Genomic DNA, 19,555 nt, shown 5'->3' on the forward strand with positions numbered 1-19,555 from the left:
GCTCACCGCAGGCCTCCGTGGCCGGGCTCGTCTTCCGCGGCGGGTGCCCCGGTTGCGGGGTCCGGGGGCGGGGATGCGGGGTTGGCGGGCTGGGCGAAGAGCTGGATGTCGCTGTGGGCGCGCAGGTGCGGTGCGGGCAGCCCGCGCACCGTCGCGCGGTGTGCGGTGCGGTCGTATTCCGCGGCGACCGTCGGGCTCGGCGCGGCGTGCAGACGCCCGGACCGGACCGGGGTGTACAGCGCGACGATGTGCTGCAGATAGAGCAGATCGGCGTGCTGCGCAGCGGCGACGACCGCGCCGGTCGGGTCGACCAACCGACCCCCGTTCACGTCACTGTGCGTATACACCGCGAAGATGCCGCCGTAGCGCAACAGGCCCGCCGCCAGCAGCGCGAGCCGGTCGAGCGGCACCCACTCGGCCGCGTGCGCGGGCAGCGCGGCGAGCACCAGATCCACCGACCCCGCCGGCAACGACCCCGGCGCGTCGCCGCTGCCGGAGGCGGTACCGCGCTCGGGGACGGGCGCCGGGCCGGCGAGCGCGGCCGAGGGTGTCGCCGCGTCGAGGACGAGGTCGGCCCAGAACGGCCGCGACGGCGTGACAGCGGCATCCGGGCGCGTGTCTACGACGGTCGAGGTGACGGTGCGGCCGAGGGCGCGGACCGCCTCCCGTACCGGCGCCGGGACACGTTCACCGGTCGCCACCGTGACCCCGGTGCCGGTGGCCGCTCTCGCCGCCGAGGGGGCGCCGGCGCCGATGAGGACGACGTGCGCGCCGGGTGCGGTGAACGCGGTCGTGATGCGCTCCACGATCGGCACCGGCCACGTCACGTTGGCGTCGATCGGGTCGGGTCCGCACGTCCACACCGAGGCCGGGGTCGGCTCCGGCGACGCGGTGCTCGTGCGCCGCCGTGACTGCGGTGGCGTGCCTTCCGGTCGCGAGCTCACGGCGGTGGTGCGGGGGCCCGCGGTGGCGGGGTGAGTGCGGGCTCCGGGGTAGGGAGCGCGGTCACCGCCGCGCCGGGTGCGCGGCGGGTGGGTCGAGTCCCCGCAGCGGCGGGGATGGCCGTCCGGGGACGGCGAGCGCTGGGCCATGTGAAGTCCTCCATGGGGCGCGAACAGCCGGGGTGGGCGTGCCCGGCTTGGCTGGTGCTGTCATAAGGCAATACCGAGAAATCGTTGTTTTGGAGACAGCCACCAACACGAACCAACCGATTTTCCGGAGCGCCACCCAGGGAAGATTTCCAGAACGCGGCGCCACAACACGCTAGCGGCAGCCAGGAAAGCAGCGGCCGCCGACGGCACGACCACCAGCCCGAACCGGCTCGGTTTCTTTGCCCCCGTTTCAGCAAGCGCCTCAACGAGGAATGTTACGGAGAGGCGCTGAGACGCTAGGCGATGATTTGTCGCTTCACCGCCAGCTCAAGGCACACGAGACGACACGATTCGACGTTCGAGCTCGGACCGGCGAACCGAGCGCGGCCGGGTAGGTGAATTTTCACATACGTGGACTTGAGGCGCTTTTGTCGCGCTTGCGAGGCGGTTTTGAGGCGGTTTTGAGGCGCAGCCAATGGCTCACTGATGCCTCACCGCACATTCGTCTTACCCGTGGAGCCGTCATGGATTTTCCCTCTCTCGAAGGCGCCAATGAAAAGCCCGCGTTCTCTCTGCGCGCCACTCCTGATTTCGTCACCACTCCGGATGTGTTCACGATGGCGCGTGCCAGCTTCGAGTGGCTGGTCACCGGGCCGGAGCCGGTCGGCGTGGACGGCCGCGAGATTCCGGGGCTGCCGCCGCGTCCGGTGCCCTTCGACGAGCTCGGCACCCTGCTGCTCGCCGATGACTGCCCGCAATCCACCCGGGACGCGGCATGGGCGTATCTGATCACCCGAGCCCGCGCCGAGCGGGGCACCTGGACGGTGGCCTGTGTCGGGCTGGCGCTGCCGGTCCTGCTGCGCGTCGGGGCGCTCGTGACGCACCGGTTCACCGGCGACACCCACGACCTCAACGCCGCCGTCCTGACCGGGTTCCTGCAAGGGCTGCACGAGGTCGATCTGGTCCGGCCGGCGATCCTCGCGCGCCTGTATTGGGCGGCCCGCCGCGAGGGACAGCTGGCGTTGCGCGAGGCCATCGGGTGCCCGGTCCCGACCGACCATCTCGAGTTCGGCTCCGCACCGCCACCGCGCCAGGAAAAGCACCCGGATCTGGTGCTCACCGCAGCGGTCCAGGCCGACGCGGTCACCGCCGAAGAAGCGGACCTGATCTCCGAAACCCGCGTCGGTGACGTGCCGCTGGCCGAGGCCGCGCACGCCCGCGGCCTGCGCTACAAGGCAGCGCAACAGCGGCGCAACCGGGCCGAGCACCGCCTCGTCGCTTTCCTGAACGAACAGAACGACGCGACCTTCGAAACGCAGGCCGACCAGCGACAAGACACCGCTCCCGCGCACCCGGCGCAGCGCCGGGCGAACCCGTCGCCCGCCACTGCGCCAGCCGCCTCCACCCACCGCACGACGTTACGCAACGTAGCCAAGGTGGCGGCTGATTCGGCGGCGGATGTCAGCGCGCAGGTGTCTCCACCTGACCCGAAATCCCGCATTGCCTTATGCGGGACCCGCGTGACCGCAGACCGCCGTCCCCGTGCTCGCCGCGCCGGTTCCGGTCCGGCCGCACATCCCCGTCGGGAGGTCCGCTCATGCGACTGACACCACCTCACCGTCGTCACCGTTCCCCACGCCGCCGCGCCCTCCTGCCAGGCCTGGTCTCCCCAGCCCGTACGTCGCGATCGCGGACCACACCGGGACCCCGCGCGACGGCGACACCATGCCGTGCCGGGGACCGCTGTCCAGGCTCCGCCGAGCCCGCCACGCATCTCGCGACCACACATCCCGCGGGACGGGCGAGGCGCGGCCCGCGGCTCCGCCGAACGGTGCTCCTCGTCGGAGTCCTTGTCCCAGCGCTGCTGCTGAGTGGGCCGGCGGCGCGGGCGGAGACGGTCCAGTACGTCGCGCTCGCCCAGACCGTGGATCAGGTCCTGGGAAACATCCGCAACTGGATCATGGGCATCCTGGCCGGTGTCGCGCTGGTGTTCTTCACGATCGGCGGGCTGCGCTACCTGATGGCCGGCGACAACCCCGGGGAAGTCGAGAAGGCCAAGGGCGCGTTCAAGGCCGCCGGTATCGGGTTCGGCCTGGCCGCGCTGGCGCCGCTGGTCGTCGAGATCCTCAAGACCCTCGTCGGCGGGCTGTAGCCATGGCCACCCCTGCCCGGCCGAACCGCCGCATAGTCCAACCGGCCGACGACACGCACCGCCGCAGGACCGCCCGGCCTCGACGACGCCGGATCCTCATCCTTCTGGCTGCGCTACTGGCGATGGCCCTCGGCGCGCTCGCCACGGCCAACGCCGCACCCGCGCCGGCACCGGCGGCGGCGTCGGGCCAGCTCGCGCCGCAGCAGGTGCCGCCCCTGCCGCTACCGCCCAACCCGGGTTGCGCGCCCGGTTCGCTGGAACCGGCCTGTCACCTGCCCACGGCAAGCCCGCCCGGGACGGTCCCGGCGACGCCGCTGCCGCCGGTCACCACGCTGCCCGACCCGGGGCCGTCGTGCTTCCCCGGCTCGGTGCTGCCCGGGTGCGCACCCTCGCTCGAGGGACCGTGTGCGGGACCGGACTGCATCCCCCAGCCCTCGACCCTCGCCCCGAGCACCCCACTCCAGCAACCGATACCGAACGGAACCGGAGACGCTGCGACCTGCGGGCTGACCGACTTCGCCGGCTGCATGGTGGTCGCCGCGAGCGCGATGTTCGCCGCAATCGTCGCGGCCGGGCTGAACCCGCTGCTGGACCTGCTCGGCAAGACCCTGCTGTCCACCCCGGAGCCGTATCAGCTGCCCGGGCTCGGCGCGGCGTGGACCGGGTCGTGGCACATCCTGCTCACCGCCTACGTGATCTTGGTGCTGCTGGCCGGGCTGATCATCATGGCCTACCAGACCCTGCAGACCCGCTACACCGTCAAAGAACTCGCGCCCCGCCTGGTGGCCGGGTTTCTCGCCGGGACGCTGTCGCTGTTCCTGGCCACCAAGGGCATCCAGATCGCCAACGCGCTCTCCGCCGCCATGCTGGGCGAGGGCGTCGATCCCGCGGCAATGACCAGCAGCTTGATCACCATGGTGCAGGGGTCGCTGCACGGCGGCGGCCTGTTCCTCGGCGTGCTCGGCCTGGTGCTGGTAGCTCTGCTGCTGGTGCTGCTCGTCGTATTCACCGTGCGGGTCATCGTGACGATCCTGCTGATCGCCGCCGCGCCGATCGCGCTGATGTGCCACGCCCTCCCGCACACCGAAGGCATCGCCATCCTCTGGTGGAAAGGCTACGGCGGGGTACTGGCGATCCAGGTCGGCCAGTCGCTGACGCTGGTGGTCACGGTGAGGATCTTCTTCGCCACCGGCGGGTTCACCGTCCTCGGCCCGACCCCCTCGGCGCTGGTGAACCTGCTGCTGTGCATCGCGCTGATCTATGTGCTGATCAAGATCCCGTTCTGGTTCCTCGCCCCGCTGCGATCCGGCCGGCCTTCCCTGCTCGGACGGGTCGTGCGCGGCGTGCTCGCCTACAAGACGATGGGGCTGCTCAGCGGCGCCACCGCCGCCCTCGGCGGCGGTGGTGGTCGAGGACGCGGGACCGGGCCACGCGGTCGCGGCGGCCAGGGCGGCCCGCCGCCGATGGATCCGCCCTCCACCCGCGCCGGCCAGTTCATGCTCCCGATGCAAGTCCGCCGGACGCGTCCGGGTGCGCCGCGGTCGCCGCGGCTGGGTGACCTCGCCCCGGCTGAGCCGCTCGGCGACCGCCGGCCCGGCCCGGGCCAGCTGCCGCTGTTCACCGCGAGCGGGTCGGGCGAGCGGCGCCGCGTGGCGCCGAATCCGCGCGCGCTGCCGCCGGAGTCGCTACCGAACGCACTCTCGGCTGATCAGCTCGGGCTGCCGATCACCACCCGCTATGACCCGGACCGGGTCGGGCGCCGGTCGCTGGCCGACGACCTCGCCGACCGGCCACCCGCTGCGCCGGTGCGCCAGACCGGGCTGCTCACCCCCGACGGGCGGATCAACCGCAACGCCCGCCCACCCGCCTCGCTGCCGAACGCGCTGATCGCACCCGAAACCGGGATGCTGCCGATCTATCTGCGCCCCACCGCGACGCGCCCACCCCGGCACACCCTCGCCGACACACCCGCGCCGCCGCCGGCGCGGCAGGCCGGGCCCGGGTTGATCACCCCGTCCGGGCGGATCAACCGCACCGCCCGTGCCCCGCGGCGCCGCCCCCGCGACGCCTACACCGGCAACCGGCCACTGGCCTCCAGCCAGTACCCGCTGCCGCTGGGTGTGCGCCGCCAACCGAAACCGCCGCCACCCGATCGCGCGACCACACCGCCACCGGCGGCGAAGCCGCCGCAGCGGGTCGGGGTGCAGCTGCCGCTGCCGCTGGATCTGCCGAAGCGGCCGCGCCGTACCCCGTCCCCGTCCCCGTCCCCGTCCCCGTCCCCGAAGAAGAAATGAGGACCCTTGTCGTGTCCAGTCCTGTGCGTGTCCCCGCCGACGTCAACCGCCCGGACCGCGTGTTGGGGCCGCTAACCGCCCGGCAACTCGGGATCCTCGCCGTCGCCGGCCTGCTGCTGACCGGCCTGTACTCGCTGACCCGCTCGTGGCTGCCGCTGCCGGTGTTCCTGATCGTCGCGGCGCCGATCGGGATCGCCGTCACCGCGCTGGCCCTCGGACAGCGGGACGGAGTCCCGTTGGACCAGCTCGTTCTCGCCGCGATCCGCCAGCACCTCTCCCCTCGCCATCGCGTCGCCGCGCCCGACGGCGTGCGCCCGGCCCCGGCATGGCTGACTGCGCAGCAACCGCCAACCCGAACCCGGGGCCATACGCGGCGCCCGGCCTTGACTGGTCCGGCATCGGTGTCGCCGGTGGCGCTGCAACTGCCCGCCAGCGGCGTCGCCGACACCGGCGCGCGGGCCGGGATCGTCGACCTCGGCGTCGACGGGCTCGCCCTCATCGCGGTCTGCTCGACGGTGAACTTCTCCCTGCGGACACCGGGCGAGCAGGAGGCCCTGGTCGCCTCGTTCGCCCGCTATCTGCACAGCCTGACCGCGCCGGTGCAGATCCTGGTCCGCGCGGAACGCCTCGACCTCACCCCGCAGATCGCGCAACTGCGGGCCCGGGCCGGCGGGTTGCCGCACCCGGCGCTCGAGGCCGCAGCGCTCGATCACGCCGACTACCTCGCCCAGCTCACCACCCACGCCGATCTGCTGCGCCGGCAGGTCCTGCTCGTGCTGCGCGAACCCCTACGCACGACGCCCGCGCCGACCTTCTCGAGCATGCTGCGCTGGCGCCGGCGCAGCACGCAGCCGGTGGACGGCCGAGTGCGGGAGGCAGCCGAGCAGCGACTGGTGCGCCGTCTCGACGAGGCCACCGAGCTGCTGTCCTCCGCCGGGATCGTGGTGACCCCGCTGGATGCGGCCGCGGCGACCGGGGTGCTGGCCGCAGCGTGCAATCCCGACACCTTTCTGCCGCCCTCGGCACAGCTGGCCGCGGCCGACGACGTCGTCACAAGCACGACGACGTTCACCGACCTCTACGGCGCCACCCCGGACACCGACGTCCCGGAGCTGCCGTCTGTGCACCGCCAGGAGCCGCAGCACCGCGCCCCGGTCCCGCCACCCGCCACCGAGGCCCCCACGGCTCGACCGCGACCGGCGACATCCCCCGCGTCGCCGGCGCGGTCGGGTCCGTGGCTGTCCGAGGACGACGACTTCGACTACGACGACGAGATCGAGAGCAGGTAACCCCATGGCTCGCACCACACACCACAGTGCACACAGCGGGTCGGCGGGCGCGTTCACCCCGGACTCGCTGTCGGTCTCGGCCCGGCATCTGGAGGTCGGCAACGAGTTCGTCGCCTCCTTCGGGATCACCGGATATCCGCAGGAGGTCTATCCCGGGTGGCTCGCGCCGCTGCTGACCTACCCGGCCCGCCTCGACGTGTCGGTGCACGTCGCACCGGTCGACCCGGCCACCGCCGCCAGCGGGCTGCGCCGCCAGCGCGGACGGCTCGAGTCCTCCCGCCGCTACAACGCCCGCCACGACCGGCTCGACGACCCCGATCTCGACGCCGCCGCCGAGGACGCCGCCGAACTGTCCCGGCGCATCGCCCGCGGTGAGGGACGCCTCTTCCAGTTCGGGCTGTACCTGACGGTGCACGCCCCCGACGAAGCGTCGCTGACCGAGGAGGTGTCGGCGCTGCGGGCGCTGTGCGCGTCGCTGCTCATGGACGCCAAACCCGCCACCTACCGTGCCCTGCAAGGCTGGGTGTCCACCCTGCCGCTCGGCCTGGATTCCCTGGGGCTGACGCGGACGTTCGACACCCCCGCCGTCGCCGCGTCCTACCCGTTCACCTCCCCCGATCTCGCGCCGACCGACCCGACCACCGCCGCGCCTTCGGGCGTGTTGTACGGGTACAACGTCGGCTCGTCAGGGCTGGTGCACTGGGACCGGTTCGCCTGCGACAACTACAACTCCGTCGTCCTCGGCCGCTCCGGATCCGGCAAAAGCTACCTGGTCAAACTCGAGACCCTGCGCAGCCTCTACACCGGCGTGCAGGCGTTCGTCATCGACCCAGAAGACGAATACGCCCGCCTCGCCGCTCAGGTCGGCGGCACCTACCTGCACCTCGGCGTGAACGGAGTCCGGCTCAACCCGTTCGACCTACCCATCAACACCGACCCCGGCGGGCGGCGCACCGCGCCGCAGGATGCGCTGGCTCGGCGCAGCCTGTTCCTGCAGACCGTGCTCGCCGTCCTGTTCGGCGCCGCGATCACCCCGGCCGAACGGGCGGTGCTCGACACGGCGGTCACCGCCACCTATGCCCGCGTCGGGATCACCGCAGACTCGCGCACCTGGACCCGCCCCGCGCCGTTGTTGGCCGACCTGCGCGACGTCCTCGCCGACTCCGGCGACCACGGCGACACCATCGCGGGCGACCTGGCCGCGCGGCTTCACCCGTTCGTCGACGGCGCCTTCAGCGCCCCATTCGGCGGTCCGACCTCCGCAGCACCGGACGGGCACCTGGTGGTGTTCTCGCTGCGCGACCTGCCCGACGAACTCCGCGCGGTCGGGACGCTGCTCGTACTCGATGCGGTGTGGCAGCGGGTATCCAACCCCGCGCACCGGCGACCCCGGCTGGTGGTGGTCGACGAGGCGTGGCTGCTGATGCAACAGCCCGAGGGCGCCCGCTACCTGTTCCGAATGGCCAAGGCGCTGCGCAAACACTGGGGTGGCCTGATCGTCGCCAGCCAGGACGCCGGCGACGTACTCGGCAGCGACCTCGGCAAAGCCATCGTCGCCAACGCCGCCACCCAGATTCTGATGCGCCAGGCGCCTCAGGCCATCGACGAGATCGCCGCAGCCTTCGACCTCTCCGCCGGAGAACGACAGTTCCTGCTCTCCGCCGACCGCGGGCAGGGGCTGCTGGCGGCCGGCGCGCAGCGAGTGGCGTTCCAAACGCTCGCGTCGCCAGCGGAGAACCTCCTGGTCACCACCGACCCCGCCGAGCTCGCACAGTTCGCTGCCGCCGACCCCGACGCCGTCGAGGGCGCCCTCGCCGAGACCTACATCGACCTCGGGCCAACGGGCAGCCACCCGCCGGCCCTGGACGACGACTCAGACCTGCACGTCGACGACATCGAGCCCGCCACCGTCGGCCAGGTCGACGTCGGGCCCCGCGCGACCGCCGTTCCCGGCCCAACTGCCCGGAAGGCGAGTCAGCCGTGACCACACACCTCGCGGTCGCGGGCGTGCACGCGGGCTGGGTCGGGGACTACCTGCGCGACCCGGGCGGCGCCACCGGTGTCCTGCTCGCCGCGCTGCGGGAGTGGGTACTGGTCTGGGGTCCGGTCATCGTTCCCGCCGTCGCGCTCGCCGCCACCGGCCGGGTCGTCCTCCGCCGATGGCGGCTCGTGCGCCGGCACCGGGCGCTGCTGGCCGACGCGCGCCGGATCACCGTGCTCGCGCCACCGAGCGTGGACCCGGCCGGCGGAGCCGCGGTCTGGTCCAACCTCGTCGGGCTGTTCCGGCCCGCGTGGCGGAGATGGTGGGCCGGCCAGCCACACCTGGCGCTGGAGTACCTCTTCGGTGAGCACGGCGTCACCATCCAGTTCTGGGTACCGGGCGTCATCCCACCCAGCCTGGTCGAACGCGCCATCGAGGCAGCATGGCCCGGCTCGCACACCCGCACCAGCCCGGCCACCGCACCGTTCCCGGGCCTCGGCTCCGGGCAGCGACGCATCACCGTCGGCGGGCAACTGCGCCTGGCCCGGCCCGAGTCGCTGCCGATCCGGACCGCCTTCGACGCCGACCCGATCCGTGGACTGCTCGGCGCCCCCGTCGGGCTCGGCCGCAACGAGCGCGCCTGCGTGCAGATCCTGGCCCGCCCCGTCACCGGCCGCCGCGTCGCCCACGCTCGCCGCGCCGCCCGCCGCGTCCACCACGGCACCTCCCGCCACTTGGGCGGACGGCTCCTCGACCTGATCACCCCGGGCGCGAAGGCATCCCGCTCCGGGCGGACCACCGACGCGCGGCGCATCAGCCAAGACCCGCAGCTGTCGCTGGAGTACTCCGCCCAGAACAAGGCCATCGTGAGCAAACAGCGCGGCTCCCAGTACGAGACCCTCATCCGCTACGCCGTCGCCACCGACCTGCCCGCCGACACCACCGACGAGATCCTCCGCCAGGCCCGCGACACCGCGCGCGGCCGAGCCCACGCGCTGGCGGCCGCGTTCGCCGCCTACACCGACCACAACCACTACACCCGCACCCGCCTGCACCACCCCGCCCAAACTCTCGCCCAGCGCCGAATCGACCGCGGCGACCTGCTCTCGGTGCCGGAACTGGCCGCGCTCGCCCACTTGCCCACCGACGCGGAGATCCCTGGTGTCGAACGCGCCGGTGCGAAAGCCGTCGCTCCGCCACCTGGGGTCGCCACCCCCGGCCCGCAGGTCAAGCCCCTCGGCCAGGCCGACACCGGCCACACCCGCCCCGTCGGGCTGCGGGTCGCCGATGCCCGCCACCACCTGCACGTCATCGGCGCCACCGGCTCGGGCAAGTCGACTCTGCTGGGCAACCTCATCCTCGACGACATCGACGCCGGCCGCGGACTGGTGCTCATCGACCCCAAAGGCGACCTGGTTACCGACACCCTCAACCGGATTCCGCTGTCGGCCGCAGACCGGGTCGTGCTCTTCGACGCCGACTCCCTGCACCGGCCACCATGCCTGAACGTCCTGGAAGGCGGCGAGACCGACCGCGAGGTCGACAACCTCGTCTCCGTCTTCCGGCGGGTCTACTCCGCGTTCTGGGGCCCTCGCACCGACGACCTCATGCGCGCCGCCTGCCTCACCCTGCGCGCCCAGGACGGCATCCCGACCCTGGCCGACCTGCCCACGCTGCTGACAAGCGAGGCGTTCCGATCCCGGATCACCACCGGCCTGGCCGACCCGATCCTCACCGGGTTCTGGCAGTGGTACGACGAGCTCACCGACAGCTCCCGCTCTCAGGTCACCTCCCCGCTGATGAACAAGCTGCGCGCGTTCCTGCTGCGGCCCTTCGTGAAAGCGGCCATCGCCGGCGGGCGCTCCACCGTCGACATGGCCCAGGTCCTCAACGACGGCGGGATCTGCCTGGTCCGAATCCCGAAAGGGTCCCTCGGTGAGGAAACCACCCGCCTCGTCGGATCACTCGTCGTCGCCCGGACATGGCAGGCCACCACCGCGCGGGCCCGTATTCCCCAGCGCCTGCGCCCCGACGCAAGCCTCGTGATCGACGAGTGCCACAACTTTCTCAACCTGCCCTACCCGATGGAAGACATGCTCGCCGAAGCCCGCGGGTTCCGGGTCGGCATGACCCTGGCCCACCAGCACCTTGGCCAGCTCCCCCGCGAACTCAAGGAAGGCATCTCCACCAACGCCCGCAACAAGATCTTCTTCTCCGCCTCCCCCGAGGACGCCCGTGAACTCGCCCGCCACACCACACCACGGCTGTCCGAACACGACCTGTCCCACCTCGGCGTCTACCACACCGCTACCCGCCTGGTCGTCGGCGGCGAAGAGACCGAACCGTTCACCATGACCACCACTCCCCTGCCCGACCCCATTCCCGGGCGGGCACGCGAGATCCGGGCCGCGCTACGCGCGCGGCGTACCGCGGACCACCACGGCGATCCCGGAATTCGCGTCCATGCCGCCGTCACCAGGACCCGGTCCGCGCCGACCGAGTGGCGAGTGCCGCCGACCCGCCCGCCCAAGACCGACCCGCGTCGGACCCGCCCCTGACTCTGAGACGACGCGGCTGTCGGCCGCACCACACGGAACCGCCCGGCACAGCAGCGAGGGCCCTGACCGTCCGGGACCCGAGTTCGAGCTGCCCACAGGAGCTATCCACACCCTGTTCACAACTCCTCGAAGGATGCGCTCGTGATCACGACCACGACCCGCCAGCACACCTTGCGCGCCCACCTGCCCGGCCGCCACACCGCTCTGGCCGCGAGCTCGGTCGAGCATCAGGCGATGCTCGCCTCCCGGCTCACCGCCCGTGACAAATGGCTGCTGGCACTCCTCCACGAGCATCGGGTCCTGACCATCAGCCAGATCCAGGACGCCGCGTTCCCGTCCGACCGCTCGGCCCGTCAGCGGCTGCGCGAGCTCTATCTGTGGCGCGCGGTGTCGCGGTTCCAGCCCTTCCGACAGATCGGCTCGGCCGGAATGCACTACGTCCTCGGCCCGGCCGGGGCAGCTGTGCTCGCCGCCGAACACGGCCTCGAGGTCAAAGAGCTGGGCTACCGGCACGACCGTGCCATGGGCATCGCCCACAACCAACGCCTCGCCCACACCATCGGCGTGAACAACTTCTTTACGTCCCTGATCGCCCGTACCCGCTACGCCCGCGCCTCCACCGGGGAGGCCCTGGCGGCGTGGTGGTCGGAGTCCCGCTGCGCGCGACATTTCGGCGACCTCGTCATCCCCGACGGCTACGGCCGTTGGCGCGCCGGCCGCGACAAAACCCTGCGCGAGGTGGAGTGGTTCCTGGAGTTCGACACCGGCACCGAGTCCTTGACCAAGGTCGGCCGCAAGCTGCACGGCTACGCGCGGCTGGCTGAATCCACTGGCATAGCGACCCCGGTGCTGGTGTGGCTGCCCACGACCCGCCGTGAAGCCGGGGCTCGCACCGCCCTCGCCCGTGTGCACGCCGGCCTCGACGACCCGGCCGCGGTGCCGGTGGCCACCGCAGCGGCCGACCTGCTCGACCCGGCCGTCCCGCACCCCAGCCCCGCTGAGGCGATGTGGCTGCCCTTGACCTCGGCTCCCGCGAACCACGCCGGCCCGCGATACCGGCTCGCCGACCTCCCCGCTGCCTGGCCCGGGCTGGCGCCACCGCCGGCCGACCCAGCCTCACCCGCTGCCGGGGAGCACGACGTCGACGCGACCGCGGCGGCCTCGCCGTACCGGCTGCCGCCGCCCAGCTCGGTGCCACCACCGGCCACCCCCAACCGGCGTCGCTCGAGGCGGTAACGGACGCGAGGCCGCGGACCCCGTTCTGCCAACCGGCCGCCGTCCCGCGCGCAGGGACGCCATCGGCCGTTCGTCGTCGACAACGGAAAGGAGCGCGATCCTGCCATGGGAAGCAAGGTCTGGGCCGGTGTCGCCGCCCTCGTCTTCGTCATCCCGCTGCTCGTCGGCGGCCTGATCATCGGCGTCGCCATCCAGGTGTTCTCCAGCGGCTCATCTGCAGGACCGCTGACGTGCGCGCCCGGCGGGGCAGCGACCGGAGCAGCGCCGGGGAAGACCGCCGAACAGCTGGGCAACGCGGCCACCGTCGTTGCGGTGGGCAGGCAGATGGGGGTGCCCGAGTCCGGGTGGGTGGTTGCGATTGCCGCTGCGCTGCAGGAATCCGGGTTGCGCAACTTGAGTTACGGCGACCGGGACTCACTCGGGCTTTTCCAGCAGCGGCCCTCGATGGGCTGGGGCAGCCCGCAGCAGGTCACCACGCCGGCGTACGCGGCATCGACGTTCTTCGAACACCTCATCGCCACACCCCACTGGCAGACCATGAGCGTCAACGACGCAGCGCAAGCGGTTCAGGGATCGGGATTCCCGAACGCCTATGCCCAGCACGAGGACGAGGCACGCGCGATTGTCGCCGCCGTGTCCGGTGTCCGCTGCGAACCCGCGCCTGCGACGGTCGGCAGCGGGGACTGCGGCGCCGTCGAGGCCGCCACCGCCGCCGCGATGACCGCGATCAACTACGCGTGCGGGCAACGAGGATTGCCGTACGAATGGGGCGGAAATGGCCCCCTGAACGGGGATCAAGGGTTCGACTGTTCGGGCCTGACGAAGGCCGCGTACGACGCGGCTGGGATCTCCCTGCCGCGCACCGCGCACGCGCAGTACCAAGCCGGGCCGCGAGTCGCCGCGGGGCAGCCTCTGCTGCCGGGGGACTTGGTCTACTACGGCGCACCGTCGAGAATCCGGCACGTGGGCGTCTACATAGGAGGCGGCAAAATGGTGAATGCACCGGACTTTGGTAAACCCGTACAGGTCGGCAACTACCGCTATCCGGGCGATAACTACGTGGGCGCCACACGCCCCGCGCGCTGATCACTGGGAAACAGACGCCGTCCAAAAGTATGCGCTGGAACCTGGATCGGTGTGGCCGCCGGACTCGGGCGGCGTCGCAGCTGCCGCGAGCCCGACGGCCACGGTTCAGTCGTTGTCTCTATCTATGGCACGGGGCGAGCCAGCTGGTCGGCAAGAACACCCGCATCCTCCGTTGTGGCGTAAGGCAGGCCCGTCTCCGCCATGATCGCATCGTCGGTCGCATGCGGTTCGCTATCGGCTCGTGCAGCAGAAGGATGACGTCACCGTCGTGGGCGTGGTCGGGCTGGGGGACGGCAGTCATCAAGTGTCCGTCTAGGAACTCGACGTCGCCGTTGTGGTCGAGGTCAGGCCCGTCGGCGATGTCGACGCAGGTCACGAGCAACGCACTGAATCCATCGGGACAGCGCATCGGAGTCGCGACCTGCATGGGAATCATGCATCTCGTCGTTGCTTATGCCTTGTGACAGAGTCCTCGCCGGGTGGATAGCACGGCGCCGACGCGTGCGGTGTGGTCGTTGTCCACGAACGCTCCATTCTTGGCGACACACGGGCCGCGGATCGGCTCATGACGGGGTCCATCGAGGCTCCGTGCGTAGGTCGATGTCAAGCGGTCACGCTACCGATCACCGAAAGGCTTCCAATATGTCTCGATCGACGCTGTTGCACTGTCCACAAGAGACGATTTTTTCGATGAATCACTTGACACGAAGGCAGAGACGAAGCGTTCATAGACTTGTGGCCCGAAACACCGGATGCGCACCGGCGGGCCATCGCCCCGGCCGGGGCATGACCACCCATTCCGCGATACGCCTATGGAGTTCGTCATGTCCACCAAGAACCGTAAGACCCGCACAGCTGCCACCGACGTCACCGACAGCGACCGTCACCTGCAGGCGGTACCCGAACAGCACGCACAGCAGACCGCAGTGACCGCCAACGACAAAGTTCGCGCGGCACTGGCCGACAATCCCGGCGCCACCACCGCCGCGCTGGCGATAGCGGCCGGGGTCGGCCGTTCCACCGCCGCGAAGGTCCTGGCGAGCTGGGGCCGCGACGGCAGCGCAGTGCGCACCGCAGGCGACGGACCCCGCAACCCTGACACCTGGACGCTGGCAGTGTCTGACAACGCCGCCCCCGCAGGAGATGCCACCGACACCCCCACGGATGTGGCGGCGAGCCCCGACCCCAGCAGCGGCACCGACGAAACGGGCACGCGGCCGGACACCACCGACACGCATGCCGTGCCGGGCGACGATCCTTCGAATGAGCCCGAATCAACGACGGGGGTGCCAACGGACGCATCGGATGCCGACGGTCAGCAGCCTAGCGACGAGAAGATCGTGAAGGGCAGCCCGGCTGCGCCCCATGGACTTGGCACGGACGTCGACGCAGCCACCCCGCCTCCCGATCCGGCTACGGTCGCGCCGGTGCCGGACACGAACGTCGAGAGCGATGAGCCAGCGAGCACGACCTCAACGGACAAGACTCGCCTGCCCAAGGGTGGATTGCGCGCCATGGTGGAGGAGTACCTGACTGAGCACCCGCACGAGGATTTCGGGCCCGCCAAAATCGGCAAGGAGCTCAGTCGTTCGGGCGGCGCGGTCAACAACGCCCTGGAGAAGCTGGTCGCCGACGGATACGCGATCAAGACTTGCGAGGCACCGAAACGGTTCAAGATCAACCCGGACAAGGTCGACGTGTCGCCGACCACCGATTCCGCCGGGTAAGACCACCAAGCCGACGACGGCCGGTACACCCTGGGCCGCCGCCAACCGATGCGGTTGGCGGCGGCCTTCTCACGTCCGTAGGTCAAGGGGACGTCGGCGGGCGCAGCACCGCGATCATTACTCGCGTCGTCAACTCTGAACGGCCGCGACAAGCCCCTTGGGGCGTTCGTGGGCTTCCGAGACCGCGTATCGGGCGAGCCGGTAAACCCCCGACCACGGCCGAGCAGAAGTCGGTGCTGCAGCCGACGACGGGCGACCTCGTCGATATCGAGCTGGAGCTGCCTGCTTTCCCGGTGGTCAACCGGGCGATTACCACCGATCGATTGTCTCGAACGCGCGCGCGAGTTGGTCGGCCGAGGTTTGGCTGGCCAGCAACGGCGGGTCACGAAAGACATGAACGGAGGTGACCCCACCGATGACCACTAGCTAAGGGCCCCCGGGCCGACGACGACCCGGCCCCTGCGTTTCGTCTCGATGGCCGAGGCGGTCGGCTGGCTGGCCGGCTTCTCCGCCCGGGGCTTTTCCCCACAGAATCGTCGAGCCAAGGGCGGCCGGGGCCATCACGATCAACGGCACCGAGTAACCGCGCCCGTACTCGCCGGGCACCGATTCAACCCGAGCCCTTCAACCATCACCGAGAAGGCCAGAAGCCGACTCCGCTCGCCGTAAGGACGGAAGTTGACTCGTAGCCGGTCCGCGTCACGGGTCGCGGTGGACACCGCCCTCCAGCCCCGCCCTGCGGCCTACCCGTGGCAGGCGTTCGGACTAAGGCGTTGCAGCAGATCGGCAACGCGATCCCGCCGGGCCCCGCCCGCGCGATCCTCGCGGCGGTCACTAGCTGAACGAGGAAAGAACGCTAGTTCGAGACGCGGCGTAGCTGGCGATCATGTGGAGATACGTGTAATGCTGATGCGGACTGGCCCCAACCCGTGGTGCCACGTCCGGGCAACATAGGAGAACCGACACTCGACTTCTGAGCAACGTGGCCTGTCTAGCTGCGAGCTACCGGAGCCTGGCCACGTGTGGACGCCGACATCATTGTTCGCGATCCCCTCATTAGTGCGGTCTCTCCACAGGCCGGCGAGCAGGCTCCGGGTTCTGGCCGGTCGCTTGGGGCCTCAGTTGTCAGGTATCTCCGTCGGCATGATCGTCTTGGTGGTCGTACTTTCCACCCTCTCTCTCGCGTCTCTTCACCTGGTCAAGGGGAAGGACAACGGCTACATCAGGATCAAATTCGGTCTCTTCGTGTTCGAGTACGGCAGGCCACCAACGGTGACCGACAAGACCAGGTCGCCCGAGAAGCTTCCGACCGCCGAGGCCGAGGGCGGCGAGTCCAGTACCTCAACCAGCGCAGGCCAGTAACGGGTCCACAAAGTGAGCCCCGGAAGGTCGCGCAGACTTACCGGCAATGCCTGACTCACAGCGAAGAGCCTCGTGCCACCGACGTCTTCGGTGGCGCCGGAAGACGGGGCGTAGCAGCCCGGCAGCTCGGCCTCAACGCGCTCGGCGTCGAATGGGACGCCGCGTGGAGCCGCTGCGCCGGGTTCATCCGCCGCCCTTGACAACGGCTGGCCCCGCGAGTGGCCCGCCTTCGAGCAGGGCCCTACGATCATGCCGGTCTTGGAATACATGGGCGAGACTTTCCGGTGCGAGGGCCACACCCTCGCGACCGACGGCGAGCCCGCCGCCCCAGCGATCACTCAAACAGCTCCTTGAAGACCGTCTCCACGAACTCGGCCGCTGCCCGGACCATCTCGGGATCTTTCAGCTCGAGGGCGAGGACGCCGAACATGAAGGCGCCAACGAGCGCGAGCACAGCCATCACAGGCGCCTTTCGCACGAGCGCGACGACGACGACCGCACAGAAAAGCACGATCATCGCGCTCGACGCGACGATTCCAAAGACGTCCACGACCTTCTCCTCGTCTGTGACCAGCATGTAGGCACGCGAGCACCCACAGATTCATGTCGCTGGGAAGAAATCGCGGCCTTCTACAAGCCGGTCGCGGTGTATACCCCTGCTGGCCTGGCCGGGGCCAGCAGAGACGATCGCACACAGAAGCGTAGCTCTTAATCTAAAGTCACGATCGGCGACCCGTTGAAGCCGGAACTAAAACGTTCCGCCCGAACGAACTTCCTGACACCAAGCGGATAAGGCCGATTCATTTTCGTTGTTCCAGGGTACTTCAAGCCTTACAGTGGACTTGACTGAACTTCAGCTCTTTCCATGCAGCCAGCTTCCGTTCGAACCGGACGCGTCAAGCGACCCCGCCTCCAGTAGGAGCAGACGGGGTCGCGAGGTTGTGATCTGTGTGGAGGAGTGCTGAACTACGCCTTCGGATCGTCGAAGTTCACGGTGGTCTTCAGCAGCCGCAGGCCCAGGGTCCGCAGGTTGAAGTCGGCATCACCATGACCTACACCGTCGCGATCCTCGTCTTAAGGCTCGGTGCAGATCGTGCCTGGACGTTCTCCTAGCGCGAACATCCGTGCTGCAGATCGACCGGTGACGACGTGCAAGACGAGATCGAAGCGGCGCTCGTCGCCTCGGTGCCAGTTGTGCTGCTCAGCTAGCTGCCAGATGTCATCGAGGACCCGCTGGTCTGTCTCGCTGGGCTCCCAGCGTTCGCATTCACCGGACGCATCGAGGCCGTGGAGGTTCACTCGGATTTCCCGAGGCGTCAGCCGGGCCACGGTCGCGCACCGCACCCGCTGCCATACCGGATCTAGGTGATCTCTCAGCAACGCGGTGACCTCGGCGGTCAGCCAGACGGCCAACTGCGGAAGGTCGATTCCTGCGGTGTCCTCGAAGTGAGCGCCGATCACCGTGCCCGCCACGTGTGTGCGCAGCGCTTGCTGCAGCACGCGGCCCGCGACGCCGCCGAGCACACTCGTCGTGGTGGCCAGCGTGCAGGCGGCGGTGGCGTAGTACCAGTCCTGCGCGGGCAGCTCGGCCAGCAGGACCCAGCGGCGGCGGTCGAGGCGTTCGGTGATGGCGCGGGATCGCGCCGCCGAGTGCAGGTCTCGCACGACCTGGACGCGCAGCGTGTCGGGGCCGTGGTGGTAGAGCCGCTCGAGCATGTGGTGCTCACCGTTGGTGGCGACCCGCTCGTCGACAAATCTCGGTGCGGTCATGCCCACGTCCCGCGCCGGGGCTGGTGTAGCCGGAAGGAGAACGGAATTCCTTCGGATTTTCTGGGCGCCATGCGGAAAATCCACTCGTCGCTGTCGATGCGGTAGGTGCCATCCGCGCCGGGCTCGATCCGCCAGGGCAGATAGCCCTCGCGGGCCCGGAGGTGCTGATGGACGTGGACCAGGGTGTCGCCGTCGAAGTGGACCAGCGGATAGTCGTCGGGGAGGTCCTGATTCGCGCGGGTGCAGTAGTCGGCCACGGCGTCGGCGACCTCAGGCCGCAGGATCACAACGCAGCGTCCGGTGTCGGCCGGAATTTCCACACGTCCCGGGAACACGTTGCGACTGTGCGTGCGAGGGTCGCAGCTGACCAGGGTTTCGCCCTCGCTCGGCTGGCGAGGATGGCGCCGCGCGCCGCAGCGCCGGCTGCGGCGCGCGCGGGTCGGGCCGGACAGGAACCAGCGGCCCAGCTCCCCCAGCGGATATCGGCCGTCGACCTCGGCGGCAATCTCGTGACGGTGGTGCGCGGAATCGCCGGTGAACACCACCAGCAGGTCACCTTCGAAGCGGGCCAGCGGATACCAGTCGGGATCGGTGGGGTAGACGAGGTTGAGCCACTCGCACATCGCTTCCGCGACGTTGCGGCGCAGCCGTGGCCGGACCCACACGCCGTGGTGGCGGCGAGGCTCGATCACGGCGGGGAAGCTGATTTGGCGCGGATCGCCGTGCACTGCGGGCACCAGCTCGATCCAGGACTCGCCGGTGGCGAGGGCGCCGACCGCGGACATATCCGAGGTCGTGTTGAGCGTGGTCATGGTCGTGGTCCCTTCAGCAGTCAGGTCGCGGTGTGCCGGGGCGCGTCCAGCGGCACGCGACCGGGTCCCAGGTGGCGGTGGTGAGCAGGCGGTTGAGGTCGGGCAGTCCCGGGCCGCGCATCCAGCCGAACTCTTCGCACTCGGCCTCTCCGGGCCATCGACCGGTCCAGACGTCGCGGGGACAGCGGCACGATCGG

Annotated in this window: 15 protein-coding genes; 11 read left to right on the forward strand and 4 right to left on the reverse strand. The window is 70.3% G+C overall.

Annotation, left to right across the window (positions count from 1 at the left end; translation table 11 throughout):
- Positions 1-2 precede the first annotated feature (2 nt).
- Positions 3-806 (reverse strand): hypothetical protein, encoded by an 804-nt coding sequence (locus AA23TX_RS36950; protein WP_155547644.1) that lies wholly within the window; start codon positions 804-806, stop codon positions 3-5.
- On the opposite strand from AA23TX_RS36950, the gene AA23TX_RS36955 reads away from it, so the two are divergent.
- From AA23TX_RS36955 to AA23TX_RS37005, 11 genes are all read left to right on the forward strand, one after another.
- A complete protein-coding gene (locus tag AA23TX_RS36955; RefSeq protein ID WP_155547645.1) occupies positions 796-978 on the forward strand; it encodes a hypothetical protein in 183 nt (60 codons plus the stop codon). The two genes, AA23TX_RS36950 and AA23TX_RS36955, sit on opposite strands and share 11 nt — an antisense overlap.
- 637 nt (positions 979-1,615) lie before the next feature.
- The gene (locus AA23TX_RS36960; protein ID WP_155547646.1) at positions 1,616-2,698 is read left to right on the forward strand and encodes a sigma-70 family RNA polymerase sigma factor; all 1,083 of its coding nucleotides are present in this window, start codon (positions 1,616-1,618) and stop codon (positions 2,696-2,698) included.
- A gap of 224 nt (positions 2,699-2,922) precedes the next feature.
- Positions 2,923-3,243: a pilin gene (locus tag AA23TX_RS36965; protein WP_155547647.1), complete on the forward strand. Its 321-nt coding sequence runs from the start codon at positions 2,923-2,925 to the stop codon at positions 3,241-3,243.
- Between the two features lie 122 nt (positions 3,244-3,365).
- Entirely contained in the window at positions 3,366-5,537 is a 2,172-nt protein-coding gene (locus AA23TX_RS36970; RefSeq protein WP_230862998.1) for a TrbL/VirB6 family protein, read from the forward strand.
- Positions 5,538-5,548: 11 nt separating this feature from the next.
- Positions 5,549-6,826, forward strand: a complete 1,278-nt coding sequence (locus AA23TX_RS36975) for a PrgI family protein (RefSeq protein ID WP_155547648.1) — start codon at positions 5,549-5,551, stop codon at positions 6,824-6,826.
- Positions 6,827-6,830: 4 nt separating this feature from the next.
- Positions 6,831-8,810: a VirB4 family type IV secretion system protein gene (locus AA23TX_RS36980; RefSeq protein WP_230862999.1), complete on the forward strand. Its 1,980-nt coding sequence runs from the start codon at positions 6,831-6,833 to the stop codon at positions 8,808-8,810.
- Positions 8,807-11,365 (forward strand): type IV secretory system conjugative DNA transfer family protein, encoded by a 2,559-nt coding sequence (locus AA23TX_RS36985; RefSeq protein ID WP_155547649.1) that lies wholly within the window; start codon positions 8,807-8,809, stop codon positions 11,363-11,365. Before AA23TX_RS36980 ends, AA23TX_RS36985 begins: the two co-directional genes overlap by 4 nt.
- A gap of 141 nt (positions 11,366-11,506) precedes the next feature.
- Positions 11,507-12,601 (forward strand): replication-relaxation family protein, encoded by a 1,095-nt coding sequence (locus AA23TX_RS36990; protein ID WP_155547650.1) that lies wholly within the window; start codon positions 11,507-11,509, stop codon positions 12,599-12,601.
- A gap of 105 nt (positions 12,602-12,706) precedes the next feature.
- Complete coding sequence (locus AA23TX_RS36995; RefSeq protein WP_155547651.1) at positions 12,707-13,687, forward strand: C40 family peptidase; 981 nt, start codon at positions 12,707-12,709, stop codon at positions 13,685-13,687.
- Positions 13,688-14,511: 824 nt separating this feature from the next.
- Complete coding sequence (locus AA23TX_RS37000; RefSeq protein ID WP_155547652.1) at positions 14,512-15,414, forward strand: prolipoprotein diacylglyceryl transferase; 903 nt, start codon at positions 14,512-14,514, stop codon at positions 15,412-15,414.
- A gap of 1,143 nt (positions 15,415-16,557) precedes the next feature.
- Positions 16,558-16,776: a hypothetical protein gene (locus tag AA23TX_RS37005; protein WP_155547653.1), complete on the forward strand. Its 219-nt coding sequence runs from the start codon at positions 16,558-16,560 to the stop codon at positions 16,774-16,776.
- A 334-nt stretch (positions 16,777-17,110) separates the two neighbouring features.
- Here AA23TX_RS37005 and AA23TX_RS37010 read toward each other — a convergent pair whose 3' ends face one another.
- The 3 genes from AA23TX_RS37010 to AA23TX_RS37020 form a co-directional block, all read right to left on the reverse strand.
- Positions 17,111-17,353, reverse strand: a complete 243-nt coding sequence (locus tag AA23TX_RS37010) for a hypothetical protein (protein WP_155547654.1) — start codon at positions 17,351-17,353, stop codon at positions 17,111-17,113.
- Between the two features lie 497 nt (positions 17,354-17,850).
- The gene (locus AA23TX_RS37015; protein WP_155547655.1) at positions 17,851-18,546 is read right to left on the reverse strand and encodes a hypothetical protein; all 696 of its coding nucleotides are present in this window, start codon (positions 18,544-18,546) and stop codon (positions 17,851-17,853) included.
- Entirely contained in the window at positions 18,543-19,358 is an 816-nt protein-coding gene (locus AA23TX_RS37020; RefSeq protein ID WP_155547656.1) for a hypothetical protein, read from the reverse strand. Before AA23TX_RS37020 ends, AA23TX_RS37015 begins: the two co-directional genes overlap by 4 nt.
- Positions 19,359-19,555: the final 197 nt, after the last annotated feature.

This window comes from Amycolatopsis camponoti, from assembly GCF_902497555.1.
GTDB classification, from domain to species: Bacteria; Actinomycetota; Actinomycetes; order Mycobacteriales; family Pseudonocardiaceae; genus Amycolatopsis; species Amycolatopsis camponoti.

Coding starts and splice junctions, on each gene's coding strand:
- AA23TX_RS36955 (WP_155547645.1), top strand. CDS start 796: ATGCGCTCCACGATCGGCACCGGCCACGTCACGTTGGCGTCGATCGGG.
- AA23TX_RS36970 (WP_230862998.1), top strand. CDS start 3,366: ATGGCCCTCGGCGCGCTCGCCACGGCCAACGCCGCACCCGCGCCGGCA.
- AA23TX_RS36980 (WP_230862999.1), top strand. CDS start 6,831: ATGGCTCGCACCACACACCACAGTGCACACAGCGGGTCGGCGGGCGCG.
- AA23TX_RS36995 (WP_155547651.1), top strand. CDS start 12,707: ATGGGAAGCAAGGTCTGGGCCGGTGTCGCCGCCCTCGTCTTCGTCATC.
- AA23TX_RS37015 (WP_155547655.1), bottom strand. CDS start 18,546: ATGACCGCACCGAGATTTGTCGACGAGCGGGTCGCCACCAACGGTGAG.
- AA23TX_RS36960 (WP_155547646.1), top strand. CDS start 1,616: ATGGATTTTCCCTCTCTCGAAGGCGCCAATGAAAAGCCCGCGTTCTCT.
- AA23TX_RS37005 (WP_155547653.1), top strand. CDS start 16,558: ATGATCGTCTTGGTGGTCGTACTTTCCACCCTCTCTCTCGCGTCTCTT.
- AA23TX_RS37000 (WP_155547652.1), top strand. CDS start 14,512: ATGTCCACCAAGAACCGTAAGACCCGCACAGCTGCCACCGACGTCACC.
- AA23TX_RS37020 (WP_155547656.1), bottom strand. CDS start 19,358: ATGACCACGCTCAACACGACCTCGGATATGTCCGCGGTCGGCGCCCTC.
- AA23TX_RS37010 (WP_155547654.1), bottom strand. CDS start 17,353: ATGCTGGTCACAGACGAGGAGAAGGTCGTGGACGTCTTTGGAATCGTC.